At 73.3% G+C, this 18,254-nt stretch carries 13 protein-coding genes; 10 read left to right on the forward strand and 3 right to left on the reverse strand.

What is annotated here, in order from left to right; all coding sequences use genetic code 11:
- The first annotated feature begins 147 nt into the window (after window positions 1-147).
- The 9 genes from ACWDEN_RS32860 (at window position 148) to ACWDEN_RS32900 (ending at window position 12,182) form a co-directional block, all read left to right on the forward strand.
- Entirely contained in the window at window positions 148-807 is a 660-nt protein-coding gene (locus ACWDEN_RS32860) for a histidine phosphatase family protein (protein ID WP_351612451.1), read from the forward strand.
- 12 nt (window positions 808-819) lie between these two features.
- Window positions 820-1,725, forward strand: a complete 906-nt coding sequence (locus ACWDEN_RS32865) for an ADP-ribosylglycohydrolase family protein (protein ID WP_450861459.1) — start codon at window positions 820-822, stop codon at window positions 1,723-1,725.
- Window positions 1,726-2,084: 359 nt separating this feature from the next.
- Entirely contained in the window at window positions 2,085-2,468 is a 384-nt protein-coding gene (locus ACWDEN_RS32870) for a hypothetical protein (protein ID WP_351612448.1), read from the forward strand.
- Between the two features lie 64 nt (window positions 2,469-2,532).
- Window positions 2,533-3,027 carry a nucleotide exchange factor GrpE gene (locus tag ACWDEN_RS32875; RefSeq protein ID WP_351612445.1) on the forward strand — a complete coding sequence of 165 codons (495 nt, stop codon included), beginning with the start codon at window positions 2,533-2,535 and terminating at the stop codon, window positions 3,025-3,027.
- A gap of 105 nt (window positions 3,028-3,132) precedes the next feature.
- Entirely contained in the window at window positions 3,133-4,707 is a 1,575-nt protein-coding gene (locus ACWDEN_RS32880) for an Hsp70 family protein (protein ID WP_351612442.1), read from the forward strand.
- A gap of 28 nt (window positions 4,708-4,735) precedes the next feature.
- Window positions 4,736-7,363, forward strand: coding sequence for a hypothetical protein (locus ACWDEN_RS32885; RefSeq protein ID WP_450861462.1), 2,628 nt, complete (start codon window positions 4,736-4,738; stop codon window positions 7,361-7,363).
- 11 nt (window positions 7,364-7,374) lie between these two features.
- Window positions 7,375-8,466 (forward strand): TRAFAC clade GTPase domain-containing protein, encoded by a 1,092-nt coding sequence (locus ACWDEN_RS32890; protein WP_450861464.1) that lies wholly within the window; start codon window positions 7,375-7,377, stop codon window positions 8,464-8,466.
- Window positions 8,467-8,471: 5 nt separating this feature from the next.
- Window positions 8,472-9,935, forward strand: a complete 1,464-nt coding sequence (locus tag ACWDEN_RS32895; RefSeq protein WP_450861466.1) for a GAP1-N2 domain-containing protein — start codon at window positions 8,472-8,474, stop codon at window positions 9,933-9,935.
- A 3-nt stretch (window positions 9,936-9,938) separates the two neighbouring features.
- Complete coding sequence (locus ACWDEN_RS32900) at window positions 9,939-12,182, forward strand: discoidin domain-containing protein (protein WP_450861468.1); 2,244 nt, start codon at window positions 9,939-9,941, stop codon at window positions 12,180-12,182.
- 22 nt (window positions 12,183-12,204) lie between these two features.
- Here ACWDEN_RS32900 and ACWDEN_RS32905 read toward each other — a convergent pair whose 3' ends face one another.
- The 3 genes from ACWDEN_RS32905 to ACWDEN_RS32915 all read right to left on the reverse strand — a co-directional run bounded on the left by ACWDEN_RS32905 (window position 12,205) and on the right by ACWDEN_RS32915 (window position 17,457).
- The gene (locus ACWDEN_RS32905) at window positions 12,205-14,793 is read right to left on the reverse strand and encodes an NACHT domain-containing protein (protein ID WP_450861469.1); all 2,589 of its coding nucleotides are present in this window, start codon (window positions 14,791-14,793) and stop codon (window positions 12,205-12,207) included.
- A 67-nt stretch (window positions 14,794-14,860) separates the two neighbouring features.
- Entirely contained in the window at window positions 14,861-15,646 is a 786-nt protein-coding gene (locus tag ACWDEN_RS32910) for a hypothetical protein (protein ID WP_450861471.1), read from the reverse strand.
- A 338-nt stretch (window positions 15,647-15,984) separates the two neighbouring features.
- Entirely contained in the window at window positions 15,985-17,457 is a 1,473-nt protein-coding gene (locus ACWDEN_RS32915; RefSeq protein WP_351612423.1) for an MFS transporter, read from the reverse strand.
- 194 nt (window positions 17,458-17,651) lie between these two features.
- On the opposite strand from ACWDEN_RS32915, the gene ACWDEN_RS32920 reads away from it, so the two are divergent.
- A complete protein-coding gene (locus ACWDEN_RS32920) occupies window positions 17,652-18,209 on the forward strand; it encodes a hypothetical protein (protein ID WP_450861473.1) in 558 nt (185 codons plus the stop codon).
- Window positions 18,210-18,254 lie beyond the last annotated feature (45 nt).

Raw genomic sequence — 18,254 nt, forward strand, 5'->3', positions numbered from 1 at the left:
CGTCGTACGTTTGAATGGCAGACTTACCGGTCCTGAGGTGCGGGTCATGGCGTCCGGGACGGCCCTGGAGACGGGATTCGTGTGACCTACGCCGTATGGAGCCCGTACGAGTGCTCGACTCTCCCCCGCTCGATCTAGGGTTCTGGCATGGCACGACCACGGCGCATCGTCCTTGTCCGGCACGGCGAGTCCACGGGCAACGTCGACGACTCCGTGTACGAGCGCGAGCCCGACCACGCTCTCGCGCTGACCGAGCGCGGCCGGCGGCAGGCGGAGGAGACCGGCAAGGAGCTCCGGGAGGTCTTCGGCCGGGAACGCGTGAGCGTGTACGTCTCCCCGTACCGCCGGACGCACGAGACGCTCCGCGCCTTCCACCTCGACCCCGACCTCATACGGGTCCGGGAGGAGCCGAGGCTGCGCGAACAGGACTGGGGCAACTGGCAGGACCGCGACGACGTGCGCCTGCAGAAGGCCTACCGCGACGCGTACGGCCACTTCTTCTTCCGGTTCCCGCAGGGCGAGTCCGGCGCCGACGTGTACGACCGGGTCGGCGGCTTCCTGGAGAGCCTGTTCCGCAGCTTCGAGGCCCCGGACCACCCGCCGAACGTGCTCCTCGTGACACACGGACTCGCGATGCGGCTGTTCTGCATGCGCTGGTTCCACTGGACGGTCGCGGAATTCGAGTCACTGTCGAACCCCGGGAACGCCGAGATGCGGATGCTCGTTCTGGGGGACGACGGCAAGTACACGCTCGACCGGCCTTTCGAGCGCTGGCGGAAGCCGGTGCCGTACTGGGTGAACGGATAGAGTGGCAGAGCGATGACCGCTGACTCCTCTTCCTCCGGGCGCCTGGAGCGCGCCCTGTCGAGCCTGCACGGACTGGCCGTGGGGGACGCCCTCGGATCCCAGTTCTTCGTCCCGGCGAACTACCCCCTGCTGAAGCGGCGCGAGCTGCCCGCGGGGCCTTGGCAGTGGACGGACGACACCGAGATGGCCTGCTCCGTGGTCGCCGTCCTGGCCGCCCACGGGCGCATCGACCAGGACGCACTGGCCCGCTCCTTCGCCGAGCACCACGACTTCGACCGGGGTTACGGCCCCGCCGTCAACCGGCTGCTGAGACTCGTCCGGGAGGGCGAGGACTGGCGTGAACTGGCCGCCGCGCTGTTCAACGGACGGGGCTCCTGGGGCAACGGAGCGGCGATGCGGATCGCGCCGCTGGGCGCCTGGTACGCGGACGATCCGGAGCAGGCGACCCACCAGGCGGAGATCTCGGCCTACCCCACCCACCAGCACCGTGAGGCCGTCGTCGGCGCCATGGCCGTGGCCGCCGCGGCGGCGCTGGCCGGCTCGCCGGACGGCCCGCCCAGCCCCGAGGCGCTCCTCGACGGCGTCATCGCCCTGGTGCCGAAGAGCGCCGTCGGCCAGGGGCTCCGGCGCGCCCGGGACATGCTCGACTACGACGACGCGGGCACGGTCGCGGCGGTGCTGGGCTGCGGACGCCGTACGACCGCCCACGACACCGTTCCTTTCGCCCTCTGGTCCGCCGCGCGGAGTCTGGGCGACTACGAGGCGGCCTTCTGGACCACGGCCGGGGTCGGCGGCGATGTGGACACGACCTGCGCGATCGTGGGCGGTGTGCTCGCCTCCGGCAAGGCGGGGACGCCGCCCGCCAAGTGGGCGGAACGCTCCGAGGCGCTGCCGGACTGGGTGCCGACCGGGCTCTGACGGGCGTAGGGGACTTGGAAACACTCCGTGCCCGCCGGGAACTCTCCGTGACCGTCGCGCGTTCCTCCCATGTCCGCCGTACGCCGCGGCCTGCGGCGGAGGGCCGACGGACAGGTGGAGAGTGACGGTTCGGAGGGGGTGGAGATGCCGTGGGCGAGGAGCTTCGGCGACTGCTTCTTCGTCCCGTCCTCGGCGGCCGAACCAGACGGCGTCGTCAGGATGGACGGTCCGAGCGAACCGCCCGCCTGCTGCGCGGAGTTGAGCATGCGACGGCGGGATTCCCGGAATCGGGTCTCCGCGGGCCCACCGTGCCTTACGCTCGATCCACGACCTGTGTGTGGGAAACGGTGGAGGGCCTCGTGGACCTGATTGCCCCCGAACTGCTGATGGCCCTGGCCAGCGGAACCGCGGGTGCGGCGGGGGAGCAGATCTGGACGTCCCTGCGGGATCTGGTCAGACGACGGCATTCGGGAGCGGAGCCGAGCGACCAGCGCGAGTTGACCGCCCTCGCCGAGGCGCCTGACAGCGCGGAGCGTGCTGCCGAGCTGGCCGAGGTACTGGCTCGCCGCGCCCGGCAGGACCCCGCGTTCGCCCAGGCACTCGCGGCCTGGCGGCGGGAGGCCGAAGCCCTGGAGGGGACCCGGACCGGCGCGGGCGATGTGCACAACACGATCTCCGGGGGCACTCAGAGCACTGTCGTCCAGGCGCGGGACGTTCACGGCTCCATCAATCTCGGTGGCTGACGCGGTGGACGGTCGTGACAGCCTCGGCTGACGCGTCGTGCCCCCGTGGTCTAGTGTGAGCGACGTGTCGGAACGAGTCGAACCCTGTGCGCTCGCAAGTGAGTTCACCGCTGCGCTCGCTCGTCAGCAACAGCTCGCCGAACGCCGCGAGGAGGTCGTGACCAGGCTGCACGACGAGGTCGAGCGGCTGCGCCGGGGCGAGATGGAAATGGCGCTCGACCTGGTGCGCCACTCCCTGATCCGGCTCCACGACCAGATCCTGCGCCAGGCGGAACACGTCACCGGGCCGCTCGGCGTCGAGGAGCTGCGTGCCCTGCTGACCGCGCTGGCCGACGAGGCGGCGGACACCGTGGGCAGGACCGGCGTGGAGCGGTACGTCCCCCGGTCCGGCGAGGCATTCGACATGGCGTTGCACCGTCCGGTGGGCCGCGTCGCCGCCGAAGGTCCCGAGGCGGACCGGACGGTGGCACACGTCGTGGCGGCCGGATTCGTCCAGGGGGAACGGGTCGTACGCAAGGCCGACGTCGTGGTTTCCCGGTGGGAACCGGAGGCCTCGTGAACGTCGGCTTCTCCGCCGGGCTCTCAGGGCACGACTTACCAGGACAACTGACGAACAGCAGACGGGACGGCTGCGAGCGCGGCCGTCCCGGTGGCGGGAGACCGTATGGCCGTGTACGGCATCGACCTGGGGACCACCTACTCCTGCGTCGCACGGATCGACGACGTCGGCAGACCGACCGTGCTGCGCAACCTCGAAGGGGCGGACACCACGCCGTCCGTCGTCTACTTCGAGAGCACCGACAGCGTCGTCGTGGGACAGAGCGCCAAGGACGCCACCGTCCTCGACCCCGACCACGTCGTACAGCTCATCAAGCGGGACATGGGCGATGTGGTGCCGCGCGAGTTCCACGGCCGCACCTACACACCCGAGGAGATCTCCGCGCGCATCCTGCGCAAACTCGTCGAGGACGCGAAGGCCGCCGGCGGTGAGGAAGCGCGCGACGTGGTGATCAGCGTGCCCGCCTACTTCGGGCTCGCGGAGCGGGACGCCACCCGCAAGGCGGGCGAGATCGCCGGCCTGCGTGTTCTCGACGTCGTCGCCGAGCCCGTCGCGGCCGCGCTCGACTACGGGGCCCTGGACGGAGACGAGGAGCGCGGGGACCGGGCCATCCTCGTGTACGACCTGGGCGGCGGCACCTTCGACACCACCGTGCTCACCCTGCGCGGGCGCGAGCTGACCGTGCTGTGCACGGACGGTGCCAAGGAGCTGGGCGGCAGCGACTTCGACGACCGTATCGTCGTGCACCTGGTGGAGCGGTTCCGCGAGCGCTTCCCGGACGTCGACGACCCGCTGTCCGACCCCCAGTCCGAGACGCAGCTGCGCAAGGACGCCGAGGAGGCGAAGAAGGCGCTGTCCTTCCGGGAGCGCTACACCGTCCGCGTCATGCACCAGGGCAGGGTCGAAGCGGTGGAGCTGACCCGGGAGAAGCTCCAGGAACTCACCGGCGACCTGCTCGACCGCACCATCGACATCACCCGCCGCACGGTCGAACTGGCCGCCGAGCGCGGGGTGTCGCACTTCGACGAGGTGCTGCTGGTCGGCGGCGCCACCAAGATGCCCGCGGTGGCCGAGGCCCTGCGCACCCAGTTCGGCTTCGAACCCAGGCTGCACAACCCGGACCTCGCGGTGGCCCGCGGCGCCGCGATCTACGCGCTGGACCGGGCCGCGTACATCGTCTCCAGCGGTGAACTCCCCGCGGACCAGGTGCCGGACGTGCCGGAGACGGGGCTGCCGCACCGTCCGTACCAGATCTCCACCGTGGCCTCGCGCGGCTATGGCATCCAGCTCGTGGAGCGGACCACGGACCGGCGCTACGTCTTCCACCTGGTGCACGCCAACGACCCCCTGCCCGTGTCGGTGACCGACGAGTTCTACACCACGCACGCGGGGCAGCGCAGCGTGCGCATCCGCGTGATGGAGCAGGCGGGCGTGGAGGAGTCCGAGGAGCTGGCACACAACACCTGTGTCGCCGAGGGGCACCTGGCCATTCCGCCGGGCAAACCCGAGAACTGGCCCATCCAGTGCGTCTACACGCTGGACTCCTCCGGACTCCTCGGCGTCGTCGCCGTCGAGAAGGAGAGCGGCGAGAGGCTCGAACTGACCGTGCAGATCGGAGGGATGACGCCGGACGCGGTCGCCACCGCACGGGACGCTCTGAGCCGGCAGCGCTTCAGCTGACGCGGGGGGAAGGACGGGGGACCACGCCGTGCCGTTCGACGAGCCGCGCTACCGGCGCGAGGTGCTCGACGCCGGACTGCCGGTGACCGACGACCTGCGCATCCGCTACCAGTTGCCGCGGCGCCTGGACGGGCCCGCGGTCACCGAGACGGTCGCCGCGGCACGCGCCTGCTGGCGCCGCAACCGCGCCCGCCTCAAGTACCGCCCGGTCATCGAGGAGCTCGAGGCCGGGCACCTCATCCACCGGCCGCTGTTCGACGCCGCGGCCGGCGGCGACCTGGGCCCGCTGCGGGCGGCCCTGGCCGAGCACGACCGGCACGCCGAGTCCGGGCAGGCTGCCCTGGGCGCGACCCTCCAGGAGGCCGCGGGCGGGCTCGGCCTGCTCGCGGAGGCCACCGTCGCGGAAGCCGCCGCGGCACACCGGGTGAGCGAGGCGCAGGCACGGGACCTGCTGCCCGGACTCGGGCTGCGCATCGCCGAACCGGACCCGCTGCCCCGGGACGTGCCGCACCCCGCCTACGCCCGCTGCGCCCGCCACCTGGAGGTGCTGCGCCTGCGCCACCTCGACGACTTCCTCACGACCGGCACCCCGGGGGGCCGCACCCCGCAGGCCGTACGCCTCTTCGACGCGCCGCCCGTCGAGGCCGCGGCCGTGGAGGAGGCGGCCCGCCGCTGGGGTCGGCTGCCGCACAGTGCCGCGCACACGGCCGCCCAGGCCGTCGGCGCCGCCGTGCGCCGGGTACTGGCCGACCAGGGCGCCGAGGGCCTCGCGCAGGTGCGGTTGTACGAGGTGGCGGTGCCGCTGCGGGAGAGGCTCGCCGCACGCGCCACCCCGGCCACCCTTCTCGCCCATGCAACCGGGGAGTTGTCGATCGCCGCACCGGACGCGCGGCGGCTGGTGTTCGCGGTGCTTCACGAGGAGGCCGGGAACCCCCTGGCGGGACGGCTGCGGAGGCTGACCGCGGACGGGCGGCTCGCCGAGGCGGCGGCCGTCGCCGACCGCCTGCCCGCCGACGCCCTGCCCGAGGACGTCCGCAGCCTGGCCGCCCACGTGCGAGGGAAACTGGCCGAGGCCCGCGCCCTGGTCGACCGCGCCCGGAGGCTGCCGGCCCGCGAGGCCGACCTGGCCTGGGAACTGCTGGAGCAGGCGGAGGCCGTAGCCCGCGACGTGCCGGGCGCCGACGCCGTGCGCCGGGCCCTCGCGGTCCGCCCGGTCTCCGGCCTGACGGCCACGCCCGACGGCACGGGCGTCGCCCTGACGTGGCGGCCCAGCCCGTCCACGGCGGGCGAGCCCGAGTACGTGCTGCTGCGCACCGAACGCCGCCCGCCGTACGACCCGGCCGACGGAACCGGGCTGCCGCTGCCGTCGCCGCGGGCCACCTCGTTCGTGGACCGCTCGGCACCCGCCTGTGTCCCGCTGTACTACGCGGTCGCCGTGCGCCGGGCCGCCGAACCCGACAGTGGGCCCTCGCCGCTCGCGGTGTGCGGACCCGTCACGTACTGGCCCGACGTCAGCGGCGTGCAACTGCGCCCCGAGGACCGCGTGATCACCGCCGCGTGGACCCGTCCGGCGCAGACCCGGTCCGTCGAGGTCGTCCGCGCCGGGCCGGACGGCGAGGACGTGCGGGTCGCGGCCCGCCCCGACGGCTTCACGGACGGCGGGCTCACCAACGGCACGACGTACCGCTACCGCATCCGGGTCGTCTACCACACCGACGACGGGCGGCCCGTGCGCACGGGCGGCGTCTCGCTCACCGCCACACCCCTCGGGCCGCCCGAGCCCGTCACGGACCTGGAGATCCGCCGCGTGGACGGCGACCTCCTGGCCTCCTTCGACCCGCCGCCCGGCGGCGAGGTGCGCCTGTACGGCTTCGGCGACGAACCCCCGTGGCCGCCCGGCACCCGGCTGCGCACGGCGGAACTGCCCGGGCGGCCGATCACGGCCCGGCCCGCCCCCGAGGGGCTGCGGTTCCCGCCGCCGGACCGGCCCACGGTGGTGCTGGCGGTCACCGTCGCCGGGGAACGTGCCGTCACCGGAGCGCACGCGGTCGCCGCCGTGCGGTCGCTCGGCGCCCTCACCCTCACCCGGCACGGCGGCACGGGCGTGGCCGTCGTCCTCGACTGGCCGCCCGACGCCGGCGACGAGGTCGAGGTCACCTGGCGGACCCCCGGCGAGCAGGACGAGCGTCGGCGCACCGTCGGCCGGTCCGCCTACCGGCACGAGGCGGGCGTACGGCTGCCCGTCGCGGACGGCGCCGGCGTGGAGGTCGAGGTGCGGCCGGTGGCCGTGCTCGGCGGGCTGCGCACGTACGGCCCGCCGAGCACGGCGGTGCTGCCCGCGCGCACCGACGTCGGCTACCGGCTTCAGCGGCACGGCATGCCCGGACGGCGCACGGTCACCGCCGTGTTCACCGCGCCCGCCCCCGTACGGGCCGAGCGCCTGCTGCTGGTGCGCTCCCACGGCCCGGTCTGGCCGCTGGAGCCCGCCGACGGGGACGTCCTCGCGGATCTCGCCGAGGCGGAGCTCGGCCCGGGGCGGGACGTGCGGCTGTCGGCGCGGCTGCCCCGCGGCCCGGGCGGCTGGCTGCGCTGCTTCGCCGTCGGTGAGGGGCTCGTCCTGCGGGACCCGCCGCACCACACGCTCGAGATCACCTAGGGGCAGGGGACATGAGACCGACGCGCCGCCGCACCTGGGTGTGCCCGCACTGCTTCCGGAACGTCACCCGGACGCAGATCGCGTACGTCTGCGCGAGCGGCACCGCCGCCTGCGCCGAGGGCAAGGGCCTGATGTCCGCCGACCCCCGGACCGGTTCGGCGGTGTGCCGCACCTGCGGCCGCACCGCCACCCGGCTGCGCTGCACGGCCTGCGGGGGCCGGCTGCCGGAGGGCTATCTGCGCACCCCCGGGAAACTGGTGGCGCTCGCGGGCCCCGTCAGCTCGGGCAAGAGCACCTACATCGCCGTCCTCGTGCACGAGTTGCTGCACCGCCTCGGCGCCGAACTCGACGCGGCCCTGCTGCCCTGCGACGACGACACCATGACCGACTACCACGAACGGTACGAGCGGCACCTGTACGAGGAGCAGCACACCGTCCCCAAGACCGCCGAGCACGACGGCGGCCGACCCCTGGTGCACCGCCTCGGCCGCACCCGGCGGGGCCGCTTCGGGCGCGCCCGCGAGCAGGTGCTGACCCTGGTGTTCCTCGACACCGCGGGCGAGCACTTCACCTCACGGGACCGCATGGACACCCAACTGCGCTACCTCACCTCGGCCGACGCCGTCGTCGTCCTCGTCGACCCGCAGGACCTGCCCGGCGCCCCCCTGAAGGAGGGGGACGGGGTGCCGGGCCGGTCCGGCGAGGTACTGGCGCGGGTGCTCGGCCACCTGGGCGGCGGCGGGAAGGTGACCGTGCCGGTCGCCGTCGCCCTCACCAAGGCCGACCTGCTGTGGCCCCACCTGCCGGACAACTCCGCCCTGCACCGCACCCGCCGCCCCGGGCCCGTCTTCGACGCCGACGACCGCGCCGCCGTCCACGCCGAACTCCAGGCCCTGCTGAACCGCTGGCAGGAACACCAACTCGACGCGCGGCTGCGCCGGTTCTGCACGGACTACCAACTGTTCGCCCTCTCCACACTCGGCACCGCGCCACAGCGCGGCGGCGGCCTCGGCCACGGCGGCGTCGTACGGCCGCACCGCGTGGAGGACCCCCTGATGTGGCTGCTGCACCGCTTCGGCGCCCTCGACCGGGGACGGGGGTGACCGGCATGGCCGGGCAGGCTCACTACACCTCCGCCCCGCCGTCGGCCGCCGACCGCCACGGCGGGTTCCGCTTCACCGCCGTCTCCCCGGCGGCCCGCCCCGCGCTCGGCCTCCTGCGCCCCCTGACGGGGTACACGCCCCCGCCGGGCGCCGTCCCACCTGCCGGATATCCCATGGCGTTCGCCTACGACCGCCCCGACGACGACACGGCCGTACTGACCCGTACCCGCTTCACCGGCCGGGACTACACCGGGCGCCTGGGCAACCACTTCTGCCACGCCCTCTGCGCCGGCCCCGGCGAACTGGCGGGCCTGCGCCCCGTCGAGCTGTGGGACACCCCGCAGTGGGCACCGTCCCCCGCGCCCGACGACGGCCACGTCCTGCCCGACCTGGCCGAACTCGTGCCCGGCAGTGCCGTCGGGCCCGACCGGGTCCGACGGCTGCTGGACGCCACCGGTGAAGCGGGAGTCCGCCTCCTGGAGCGGCTGCTCGCCGTGGCCCTGCGGGCGCTCGCCGGCGAGGGCACGGGCGCGACCCTGGCCTCCGCGGACCCGGAACGTGTCGTCGACTGGATCGCCGCGGTCTCCTACACCCTCCCGGCGGGCCTGGCCGCCCGACTGACGTTCACGACGTACACGGCACGGCCGGAGGACGACCACCGTCATCTGACGGGAACACGGCCGGAGACGGGGGAGCGGGCGCCGGCCCCGGTGTTCGATCTCGACGGGCTGAGGGAGGACGGAGACCCGGAGCCGTGCGCGACGGCGCGCTTCCTCGCGGGCGCGTGGGGCAGCGGGCGGCTGGACGTGGTGGACACGGTGGCCGAGCTGTGGGACGCGGCTCCGGACGAGGGCGCCGGGGCGGGAGTGCGGCGGCTGCGGTCCGCGTGCGCACTGCTCGCGCCGGAGGGCACCGCCGGGGACCTGGTCCAGGCGACGTCCGCCCCCTCGGGGCTCGTGGGTTTCGTACGGGCGCTGGCGGAGCTGCGGCCACAGGCGGCGGGTGTCCCGCCCGAGCGTGTTCGGAACGCGGCCGAACGCCACCTCGCCACCCTGACGGCACCACTCGGCGACCTACGGGCCGCGCTCGCGCCGCTGCCCGAGCCCTACCGGGGCGCCGTCCTGGCGGGGCTGCTCACCGCGCTCGAGGCCGCCGCCGAGTCGCGGGCCGAGGTACTGGACGCCCAGGCGTGTGCCTTCCTCGCCTTCCTCGCCGACGGAGCACCGGGCGGGGTACCGGACGTGCTCGCCGAGGCTCCCGGCACCGCGCTGCACGTGCTGCGCCGGGCGCCCGAAGAGCCGCGCCGGGCCGGCCTGAGGATCCTGCGGCTGTACCGGCGGGGGCTGTGGGAGGAGACGGAGACCTACGAGGCCCTGCGCGACCTCGTGCGGGCCGAGGAGCCGGAACCCGAGCGGGAACGGGGGCCACGGCTGCCGTGGCGGCGCGGATCCGCGCGGGAGAAGGAGTGAGCCGTGGCCAACCCCGTCGTTCTCCTCCTGATGGTCACCCTGCTGGTCGCCCTGATCGTCGGCCATGGCGTGTGCGTGACCCTGCCACGTCTCGTCCTGTCCCAACTGGGCATCGTCTGGCGGACGTTCGGCCCGGCCGCCGGCGCCGCAGCCGCCCCGGACGGCGAACCGGCCGCCCCCGCCTACTTCCGCGTCACCGCGCTGCGCGACCTGCGCGCGGCCTGGTGGGACGGTCTCGACGAACACACACGGCTGGTGAGCGATGCCGAGCGGTTCCTGGACCGCTGTGTGAGAGGACTCGAGCCCTCGCCGCAGAGCGTGACCCGCGGACAGCGCTTCCTGGTGGTCGTCGTGGCCCCGGTCCTCGTGGCCACGATGACCGCCGTCATCCTGACCGCGACCGCGCTGAGCATCCTCCCGCTGCTGTTCTCGCTCCTGTTCTGGGCCCTGTGCTGCGCGCTGTGGACGCTGTGGTGGGTGATGTGGGCCGCGGTCGAACGGACGGGACGCGCACTGCGCCGCGGGCCGGCGCCGTGCCCGTACACGCACTGTGGACGCACCGTCGTGCGGCCCGTACGCCTGTGCCCCCGCTGCGGCGCCGGGCACGGTGCGCTGACCCCGAACCGGTACGGCGCGCTGTACCACCGCTGCCGCTGCGGCACCCGCCTGCCGGCCGTTCTCGGCGCCCGCCGCCTGGACGCGCGCTGCCCGCACTGCGAGAACCCACTGCCCGCCGGATACGAGCGGGCCCGGGTCGTGGTGCTCGTCGGCGGCCCGCGCGAGCAGCGCACCGGTGTCCACCGGCAGGGCCTGACCGAGCTGGGCGCCTCGCCCGGGAGTGAACCGCCGCTGGTGCGCTCGGGCCGGACGCCCCTGCTCTGGTACGACCCGGCCGGTGACGCGTACCGCAGTCAGGAGTCGGTCGCCCGGCTGGAGGTGCTGGGCCGGGCCGACGGACTGCTGCTGGTGGTGGACGACCCGGCCGCGCACAGCGTCGCCGTGCACGCCGTCACCCGTGTCCTGCACGTCGTGAGCGCCCTGCCCGCGCGCCGACGCCCACGCCGTCTCGCGCTGCTGTACACCCGGGCCCGGCAGGGCGACGACACGGCCGTACGCGCCGAGCTGGAAGCGGCCGACGGCGGCCATCTGCTGCGCGCCCTCGACGCCACCGGCATCCCGGTGCGCTGCGTCCCGGCCTCCGCTCTCGCCGGGATCTCGCAGTGGCTGGCCGGGACGGACGGCACCCCGGCCCCGGGCGGGAGCATCACCCCACCGCCCGCGCGCCGCCCCACAGGTGCCGCCGCCCGGCTGCCACGCCACCGTGTGGCCCGGCACAGCCTCCTGGCCACCCACCTCGCCGGTTTCCTCGCCGTGCCGATCGTCCTGGTCCTCCTGCAGGCGGGCGCCCTGCCACCGAGGGCGTTCCTCGGTCTGCCCTCCGCCTACGACAAGTGGCGGCATCCGCTGCGGGATTCGGTCCACCAGGTCGACCTCATGGCCTTCGCGACCCGGGACTGGCCGAGGCTCAGCGTCAGTTACGCGGACCCGGGGCATCCGCCCTCGGCGGCGCTGCCCGGGCACGACGGGTACTGGTCGGTCAGCGGCTCCCCGCACCCGGACAACTGGCTGCGCGTCGACTTCGGGATGCCACTGCCGCTGAGCAGGGTCTCGGTGGACTTCGACCCGGACACCATCGGGGCGTATTCGTCGCCGGGGGTCAGCGTGGAGGGGCAGGTCGGTGCCAGTACCGTCTCGGCCGACGACTCCTACGAGTGGCGCGCCGCCAGGACGGGAAGCGACGGCAAGACGTACGGCTACGACTTCCCCTACCGGCACACCGTCGACTCCGTCCGCATCGGTCTCGACTCCCTGCGTGACGAGAGTCGGGAGAAGAAGCTGCGCCTGCGCGAGTTCAACATCCGCTGGACCAGCTCCGACGCCCTGCGCCTGCACCCGGCGGACGGTGGCCGGCTCCGCATCGAGAACGCCACCGCCCGCGACCTCGCCATCGTCGTACGGCCGCCCCTGCTGCCCGCGGGCTGGCACGCCGCGCTCGTGGGACGCCCGCCCCGGGTGCTGCGGGCAGAGGACACCTACGAGGCGGGCTGGCGGATCACGGCGCCGAGCGGCGCCGAGGGCCGCGCCCCGGTCGCCTACGCCGTCGACGCAACCGAGGACGGGACCACGGTGACGTCCCGCTGCCTGGCCCTGCTCACGGCCGCCGGAGGCACCGAGTCGCTCTGCTGAGGGCGTCAGCCTGCTGAGGGCCTCAGTGCGTCCAGCGCGGCCCGGCGAAGTCGGCCAGGGCCGCACCCAGCCGGTCGTCGACGTGCCCGGTCAGACCGAGCGACAGCACGAAGTACCAGCCGTCGCCCATGCGGGAGCGACGCGGTGGGCGCGGGGCGTCGGGGGCCAGCCGGACCTGGAGCGCGTAGAAGCCCGCGTCCCGGCCCCGGGAGACCGCCCGGCGCACCGTGATCTCCTCCACGTGTCGCCAGGCGTAGGAGCGCCGCCTGCGTCCGGTGACCGAGGTGACGCCGTCCCGGGTCAGCTCCAGCTCGATCCGCTGACGCGGCATGAGGAGGCCGATCACCGTGATCAGGACGCCGAGGAAGGGAAAGAACAGCAGCGGCAACCAGTAGATGGCCTGCCGCCACTGGCCGGACACGGAGAAGCGCACGAGGAAGACGGCCATGATGGAGCCCAGCGCCGCCCAGTGGGCCAGCGGCACCCTGCGGGAGCGGCCGCGGAGGCGGTAATGGTCCGTCGTGCTCTCCACCGTGAAGTGCCGGGGGTCCGCGAGCGTGGGGACGCGCGGCGGCTCGGGGGCGGCCGCCGAGCCCCGCTCCCGAGCGAGCCGCGCCGCCAAGTGCTCCTGGAGCCTGTGGTTGCGGAACCGGTACGTGCCGCCCGACAGTTGCAGCAGGCCCGCCGTCCGCGCGTCCCCGAGGAAGGTCATGAACGTCCAGGGCACCCGCCCGGTCGCCGCCAGGGAGCACTTGGCGAGGAACCAGCGGCTCCACGGGCTGAGCAGCACGAACATCGCGGAGGCACCGGCCCAGGCCGCGAACGCGGGCCACCAGTTGCCCGAACCCTGCGAGTCGAGCCAGAAGAACGAACCGGCACCGACCCCGATGAGGGGAGCCACCAGCGTCAGCGTCGTGACGAGCGCGGTCTGTTCGCCGCGCAGGAGTTCCCCGGGGGTGGCGGCGTCCACGGTGTCGGCGGGTGCCGCGTACACGATCATCAGCAGGATCGGCAGCACGGTTCCGATCGCCAGCGCGACCAGGCCCGGGTCCCGCGCCCCGGACAGGTACAGCGCGAGGAGGAGGACGACGAGAGCGGGACCGCCCGTGAGCGCCGCGAGACGGACTCGTGGGCCGACCCGCGCGTGCCGGTCGACGGAGCGCAGGGCGTGGATGAACAGCAGCGGGTTGGCGCTGCGGCGCGGCTCGGCGAGCCGCTGGCCGAACCAGCCCGCGGTGACGGACCGCGCGAGCGCCGCCAGAATGGCCCCGAACGACACGTCCATCGTCACGCCGACTTGGCCCACCGGGGAGTCCGCCGCATAGCCGGACATGCCCGCCCTGATGACCAAGGACAGCAGGATGCCGGCCGACAGCAGCGCGGGCACCGCGAGCAGCCGGGGCAGCGGCGCCGCGTACAACCGCCACCAGGCGAGCTCGGACTCCCCCCGGCGGCTGAGCAGCAGCGCCAGGTACGACAGCCAGGCGCCGGCCCGTTCGGCGTCCCAGGCGCGGGGCGGGTGCAGCCGGCCGGGGTCCGGCGGCCGCGCCGGGAAAGCGGCGGGCACGATCCGGTCGAGCAGGTGCGCCTCGACGGCCTCCCGCGTGGGGAAGCGCTCCCGCTCCGTCAACTCGTCCGGATCGGCCGTCGGTTGCTCGTACGAGCGGCGCACCAGCCACACCATCAGGGGACTGGTCAGGGCCCACGAGACCGGTGCGGAGGGTTGGTTGCGCAGGGTGCTCAGCAGGCCGGCCCAGGCGGCGGCGCGGGCCGGCGGCCGGGCTCTGCGGAGGTAGTCCGCCACCTCCTCCGGGCGCAGCGGCAGCGACTCGATGACGGTGGCGTGCCGCAGGCCCTTGCCCTTCCCGTCCAGGTCGGCGTACTCCGCCGAGCGGGAGACGAGTACGGCGTCCCCGTCGCCGCCGAGGCCCGTGTTGAGAGCGTCGAGGACCTCGGCGCGGCGGTGCGCGGGGAGTTCGTCGAGGCCGTCGAGGACGGGCAGCACCCGCCGGTCAAGGACCAGCCGGCGGCCCGGGTGGACGCCGTCCACGGGCGGCAGACCCGGGTGGTCCCGGTGCAGCCGGTCCACGAGCCACTCGGTCAGCGACTGCCGCCGGGTGTCCCAGGACTCCAGCGACAGTACGAGCGGGATCGGTACCTCGTGCTCGCCCTGGGTGAGCCGGCGGGCGAGCAGTTCGAGGGTGAGCAGGACGGACAGGACGGTCTTGCCGGACCCCGCGGTGCCGAGCACGACCAGCCGCCGCCGGGGGCTGAGTCTCAGGAACGTCCCGGCGATGGTGTCCGTCCCGGAACCCGCCGGGATGTACTCTCCGGCGGACACCACCCGGCGGCTGGGCGTCCAGCGCACGGGCAGCGGCTGCGGGTCGGTCATGTCCCAGGCGTCGGCCTCGGCCCGCCAGCGGCGCAGGAGGCTGCGCGCGAGTTCCTGCTCGGCCGCGGCCAGCGGGGTGTCGCCAACGGGCGTGTCCACCGGCGAGTGGACGATGATGTCGCCGTGCAGGATCCCGATCTGGATCAGGTAATCGGCGGTGCAGTCGACCGCGGTGTTGGTGATCTGCGGCCCACCGCCCGACCCCGTCTGCCTCTCCATGTGCGTCCGCCCCCGTCGTCGCCGTTCCCACTGTACTCATCGGGGAACGGCCGTCGCCGGTGACGGTTCAGGATTCCGTCGGCTTCCCGTGGAGGCGGACCGTGCTGAGGATCTTCATGATCGTCCGGTCCGGCAGCTCGCCCCGCACGCCCGTGGCGCCGAGGAGGCTCCATGCGACGAGGCCACCCGCGGAGTCCTTGAAGCTGAAGGTGATGGCCTTCCCGTCGCTCGTGCACTTGTCATTCCTGGGCGCGTTCTTGGACCGGGCCCAGGCGATGCTGCCCTTGAGACCGGACGTGGTCGTGTAAGGCCTCGCCGTCCTGTCGGAGACGATGCTCTTCCTGTCGGGCTGCGTGTAACCGCCGTACACCCACTGGACCGACTGGCTCAGGGCGGCGTCAGCGGTGCTCCGGGCACCCTCGGCGCCCTTGGTGCCCGCCACCGCCAGCGCTGTGCCGTCCACGCGTCCGTCCTTGTCGGCGTCGGACAGGCACCAGTCCTCCTGGAGGACCGCCGGTGCGCCCATCATGATGACGAACTCGCCCGCGTTCTTCGGGTCGTTGTAGTCGAGCTTGCTGTTCTCGAAGCCGAACAACAGGTTCGACGGTTTGACGTCCCAGTCCGGCGGCACGTCGAAGGCCGTGCCCCACTCGGGGTTGATGACGACCTTCCAGCCCGGGACGGTGGGTCTCTGGGTCGTGCTGCCGCGTGGGTTCTTGGACGTCGGAGCCGAGGCCGTCGGGCTCCGCGGGGCACTCGCGGGCGCCTTCGTGTTCCTGCTGCCGCCGTCGGCGTTGTCGCCCTTGAAGCCGCCCAGGATCAGCGAGCCGGTGACGCAGGCGGCTACGACCACGGTCGTGACCGCAGCGATCGCAACGGCCTTTGCCCGGTTCCCACCGTCCCCGCCGCTCGACGGCCGCGGCCACCTCGGCTGCCGGCGGGGGTTGTGGCTGTGAGGGTTCTCGCCCTCGGGCGGCTCTCCTGACCCCATGCCCAGTAACCATAGCCCCGGGCTTTCCCTGGCTCCAGGTCACCGGTGGCGTTGCAACGGGCCTTGCCAGGGCGCCAATTGGGGTCACGGTGCGACGGCGGGAGCCGGTCAGGGGGGCGGCGCACGGCGTCCGTAGGCCGACGTACCCGTGGCGGGCGGTTCGATCGGTTACGGACGCCGAGATCGGGGGACGCGCGGGGTCACACGGCCGGGCCGCCGCCCGCGCCGCTGAGGGCTTGCAAGTCGCTCTTGCGGACGCGTATGACGACTGCGGCGACGACGAACGCGAGGACGGCCATGGCGGCGGCCGGGACGAAGGCAGTGGAGATCCCGTGGGCGAGGACTTCGTGGCTCCACGGGGCGGGAAGCTGATGGGACTTGGCGAACGCGGCCTTCTGCTCCGGCGTGGCCCGGGCCAGGAACGACGCGGCTTGCCTGGTCGCCTCGTCGCGGCTGGCCGAGCCGAAGACGGTGGTGAGGATGGACAGCCCGAGCGAACCACCCACCTGCTGTGTCGCGTTGAGAAGCGCGGATGCAGCGCCCGCCTCGTGGGGGGCGACGCCGGATACGGCGGTGACGGTGACGGTGACGAAGTTGAGTCCCATGCCGAAGCCGAAGACCAGCATCGGGCCGAGCACCCCGCCGACGTACGAGCTACCCGAGTCGACCATGGACTGCCAGGCCAGGCCGACGGCGACGAGGATGGTTCCGGTCATCAGGAACGGCTTGGGGCCGAGCACCGGCAGCAGCCGCTGTGATACCCCCGCGCCCGCCGCGATGACCACGGTGACGGGCAGGAAGGCCAGGCCGGCGCGGGTGGGGGAGTAGCCCAGCACGTTCTGCACGAACAGCACGATGTAGAAGAACATGCCGAACATCGCTGCCGCGAGGCTGATCATGATCACGTATGTGCCCGAGCGGTTGCGGTCGGCGAACATCCGCAGGGGGGTGATCGGTTCCCTGGCGCGGCTTTCGACGAACATGAAGGCGGCGAGGAGTACCACGGCCGCGCCGAACGCGCCGAGCGTCAGCGAGTCCCGCCAGCCGTCGGATGCGGCCCTGATGAACCCGTAGACCAGTGCGACCATGCCGAGCGTCGAGGTGAGCGCGCCGGTCACGTCGAAGCGGCCGGGGTGGCGCTCGGACTCGTTGATGTAGCGCGGTGCGAGTGCCGCGATGAGGATGCCGATGGGTACGTTGACGAAGAGCACCCAGCGCCAGTCGAGCCAGTCGGTGAGCAGTCCGCCGGCCAGGAGTCCGATGGCGCCGCCTCCCGCGGAGACGGCGGCGAAGATGCCGAATGCCCTATTGCGCTCGGGGCCTTCGGGAAACGTGGTGGTGATGAGCGCGAGCGAGGTGGGTGATGCGATGGCTCCGCCCATTCCCTGCAGGACTCGTGCGGCCAGCAGCTGCCAGGGCTCCTGGGCGAGTCCGCCGAGCAGGGAGGCGAAGGTGAAGAGCAGGATGCCGGCGATGAAGACCCTGCGGCGCCCGAGGATGTCCCCGACTCGCCCGCCGAGCAGCAGCAGGCCGCCGAAGGTGAGGGTGTAGGCGCTGACCACCCAGGTCAGGTCGGTCGTGGAGAAGTTCAGCGCGGTCTGGATGTGGGGCAGGGCAATGTTGACGATCGTGGAATCGAGCACCACCATCAGCTGGCACGCGGCGATGACCATGAGCGCGATGCCTGGGTGTGACGGGCGTGAGGCCGGACCCGGTGGCGCGGGTACGGGTGACTGCGTCTGTATCTGATCGTGCGTCACAGAATGTCCCCCAGAGGCGAATTAGTGAACGTATGCGTTCACTACTCGGGACGATAGCGAGTCGGCCTTTGTGAACACAAGCGTTCTCTAAAGGGGTTGACCTTGAAGTGGCGCCGTGGGGTGGCGAGATCGGCGGCCGGGTCGCCCAGGCAACCGCCGCGGTGGCCACGGCCCAGGACGTCGCCCGGCACGTGCCGCGGGTGGGCGTTGTGCGCCGGTCATCAGCGGACATCGACCTGGCTGCCCTGATCGCGACCCTCGCCGAAGAGGCCCCGGGCGTCCGCGCGGTCCACGAGATGCCCGAGCCGATGTCAACGGCGGTGACGTTCAGCACGCCGCCCTTGCCCACCACCGTCCTGCCCGTCATCGGGCACCGGGGAGTGAGTCGGGGGCCGGCCGAGGTGCTGGCGGGGTTCCGGGCGATTCCGGTCCTTCCGGTCCTTCCGGTGCCCGAACCATCGAAAGAGCCGCCGCTGCCTGACATGCTGGTCGAGGGCGTGGTCGAACCCCACTTGTTCCTCACGGACGACGGCGAAGACAGGGACGGTGAAACGCGCGATGGAACGGTCGCGTCCAGGACCACCATGAGTTGGCGGGCCGCGATGACGGTGAGTGCGATGCCGGGATGCCCCTCCCGGCGGGCCGTGCCCGGTTTTGGTTCCTGAAGGAGCTGAGAGGCCGCCACTATGGATCCTGAGTAAAGGTGCCGC

The sequence above is a fragment of the Streptomyces sp. NPDC001153 genome (assembly GCF_053598315.1).

What these genes read in the sequence shown, in the direction of transcription:
- ACWDEN_RS32860 (WP_351612451.1), top strand. Translation starts at nt 148, where the DNA reads ATGGCACGACCACGGCGCATCGTCCTTGTCCGGCACGGCGAGTCCACG.
- ACWDEN_RS32865 (WP_450861459.1), top strand. Translation starts at nt 820, where the DNA reads ATGACCGCTGACTCCTCTTCCTCCGGGCGCCTGGAGCGCGCCCTGTCG.
- ACWDEN_RS32880 (WP_351612442.1), top strand. Translation starts at nt 3,133, where the DNA reads ATGGCCGTGTACGGCATCGACCTGGGGACCACCTACTCCTGCGTCGCA.
- ACWDEN_RS32890 (WP_450861464.1), top strand. Translation starts at nt 7,375, where the DNA reads ATGAGACCGACGCGCCGCCGCACCTGGGTGTGCCCGCACTGCTTCCGG.
- ACWDEN_RS32895 (WP_450861466.1), top strand. Translation starts at nt 8,472, where the DNA reads ATGGCCGGGCAGGCTCACTACACCTCCGCCCCGCCGTCGGCCGCCGAC.
- ACWDEN_RS32905 (WP_450861469.1), bottom strand. Translation starts at nt 14,793, where the DNA reads ATGGAGAGGCAGACGGGGTCGGGCGGTGGGCCGCAGATCACCAACACC.
- ACWDEN_RS32915 (WP_351612423.1), bottom strand. Translation starts at nt 17,457, where the DNA reads ATGGTCATCGCCGCGTGCCAGCTGATGGTGGTGCTCGATTCCACGATC.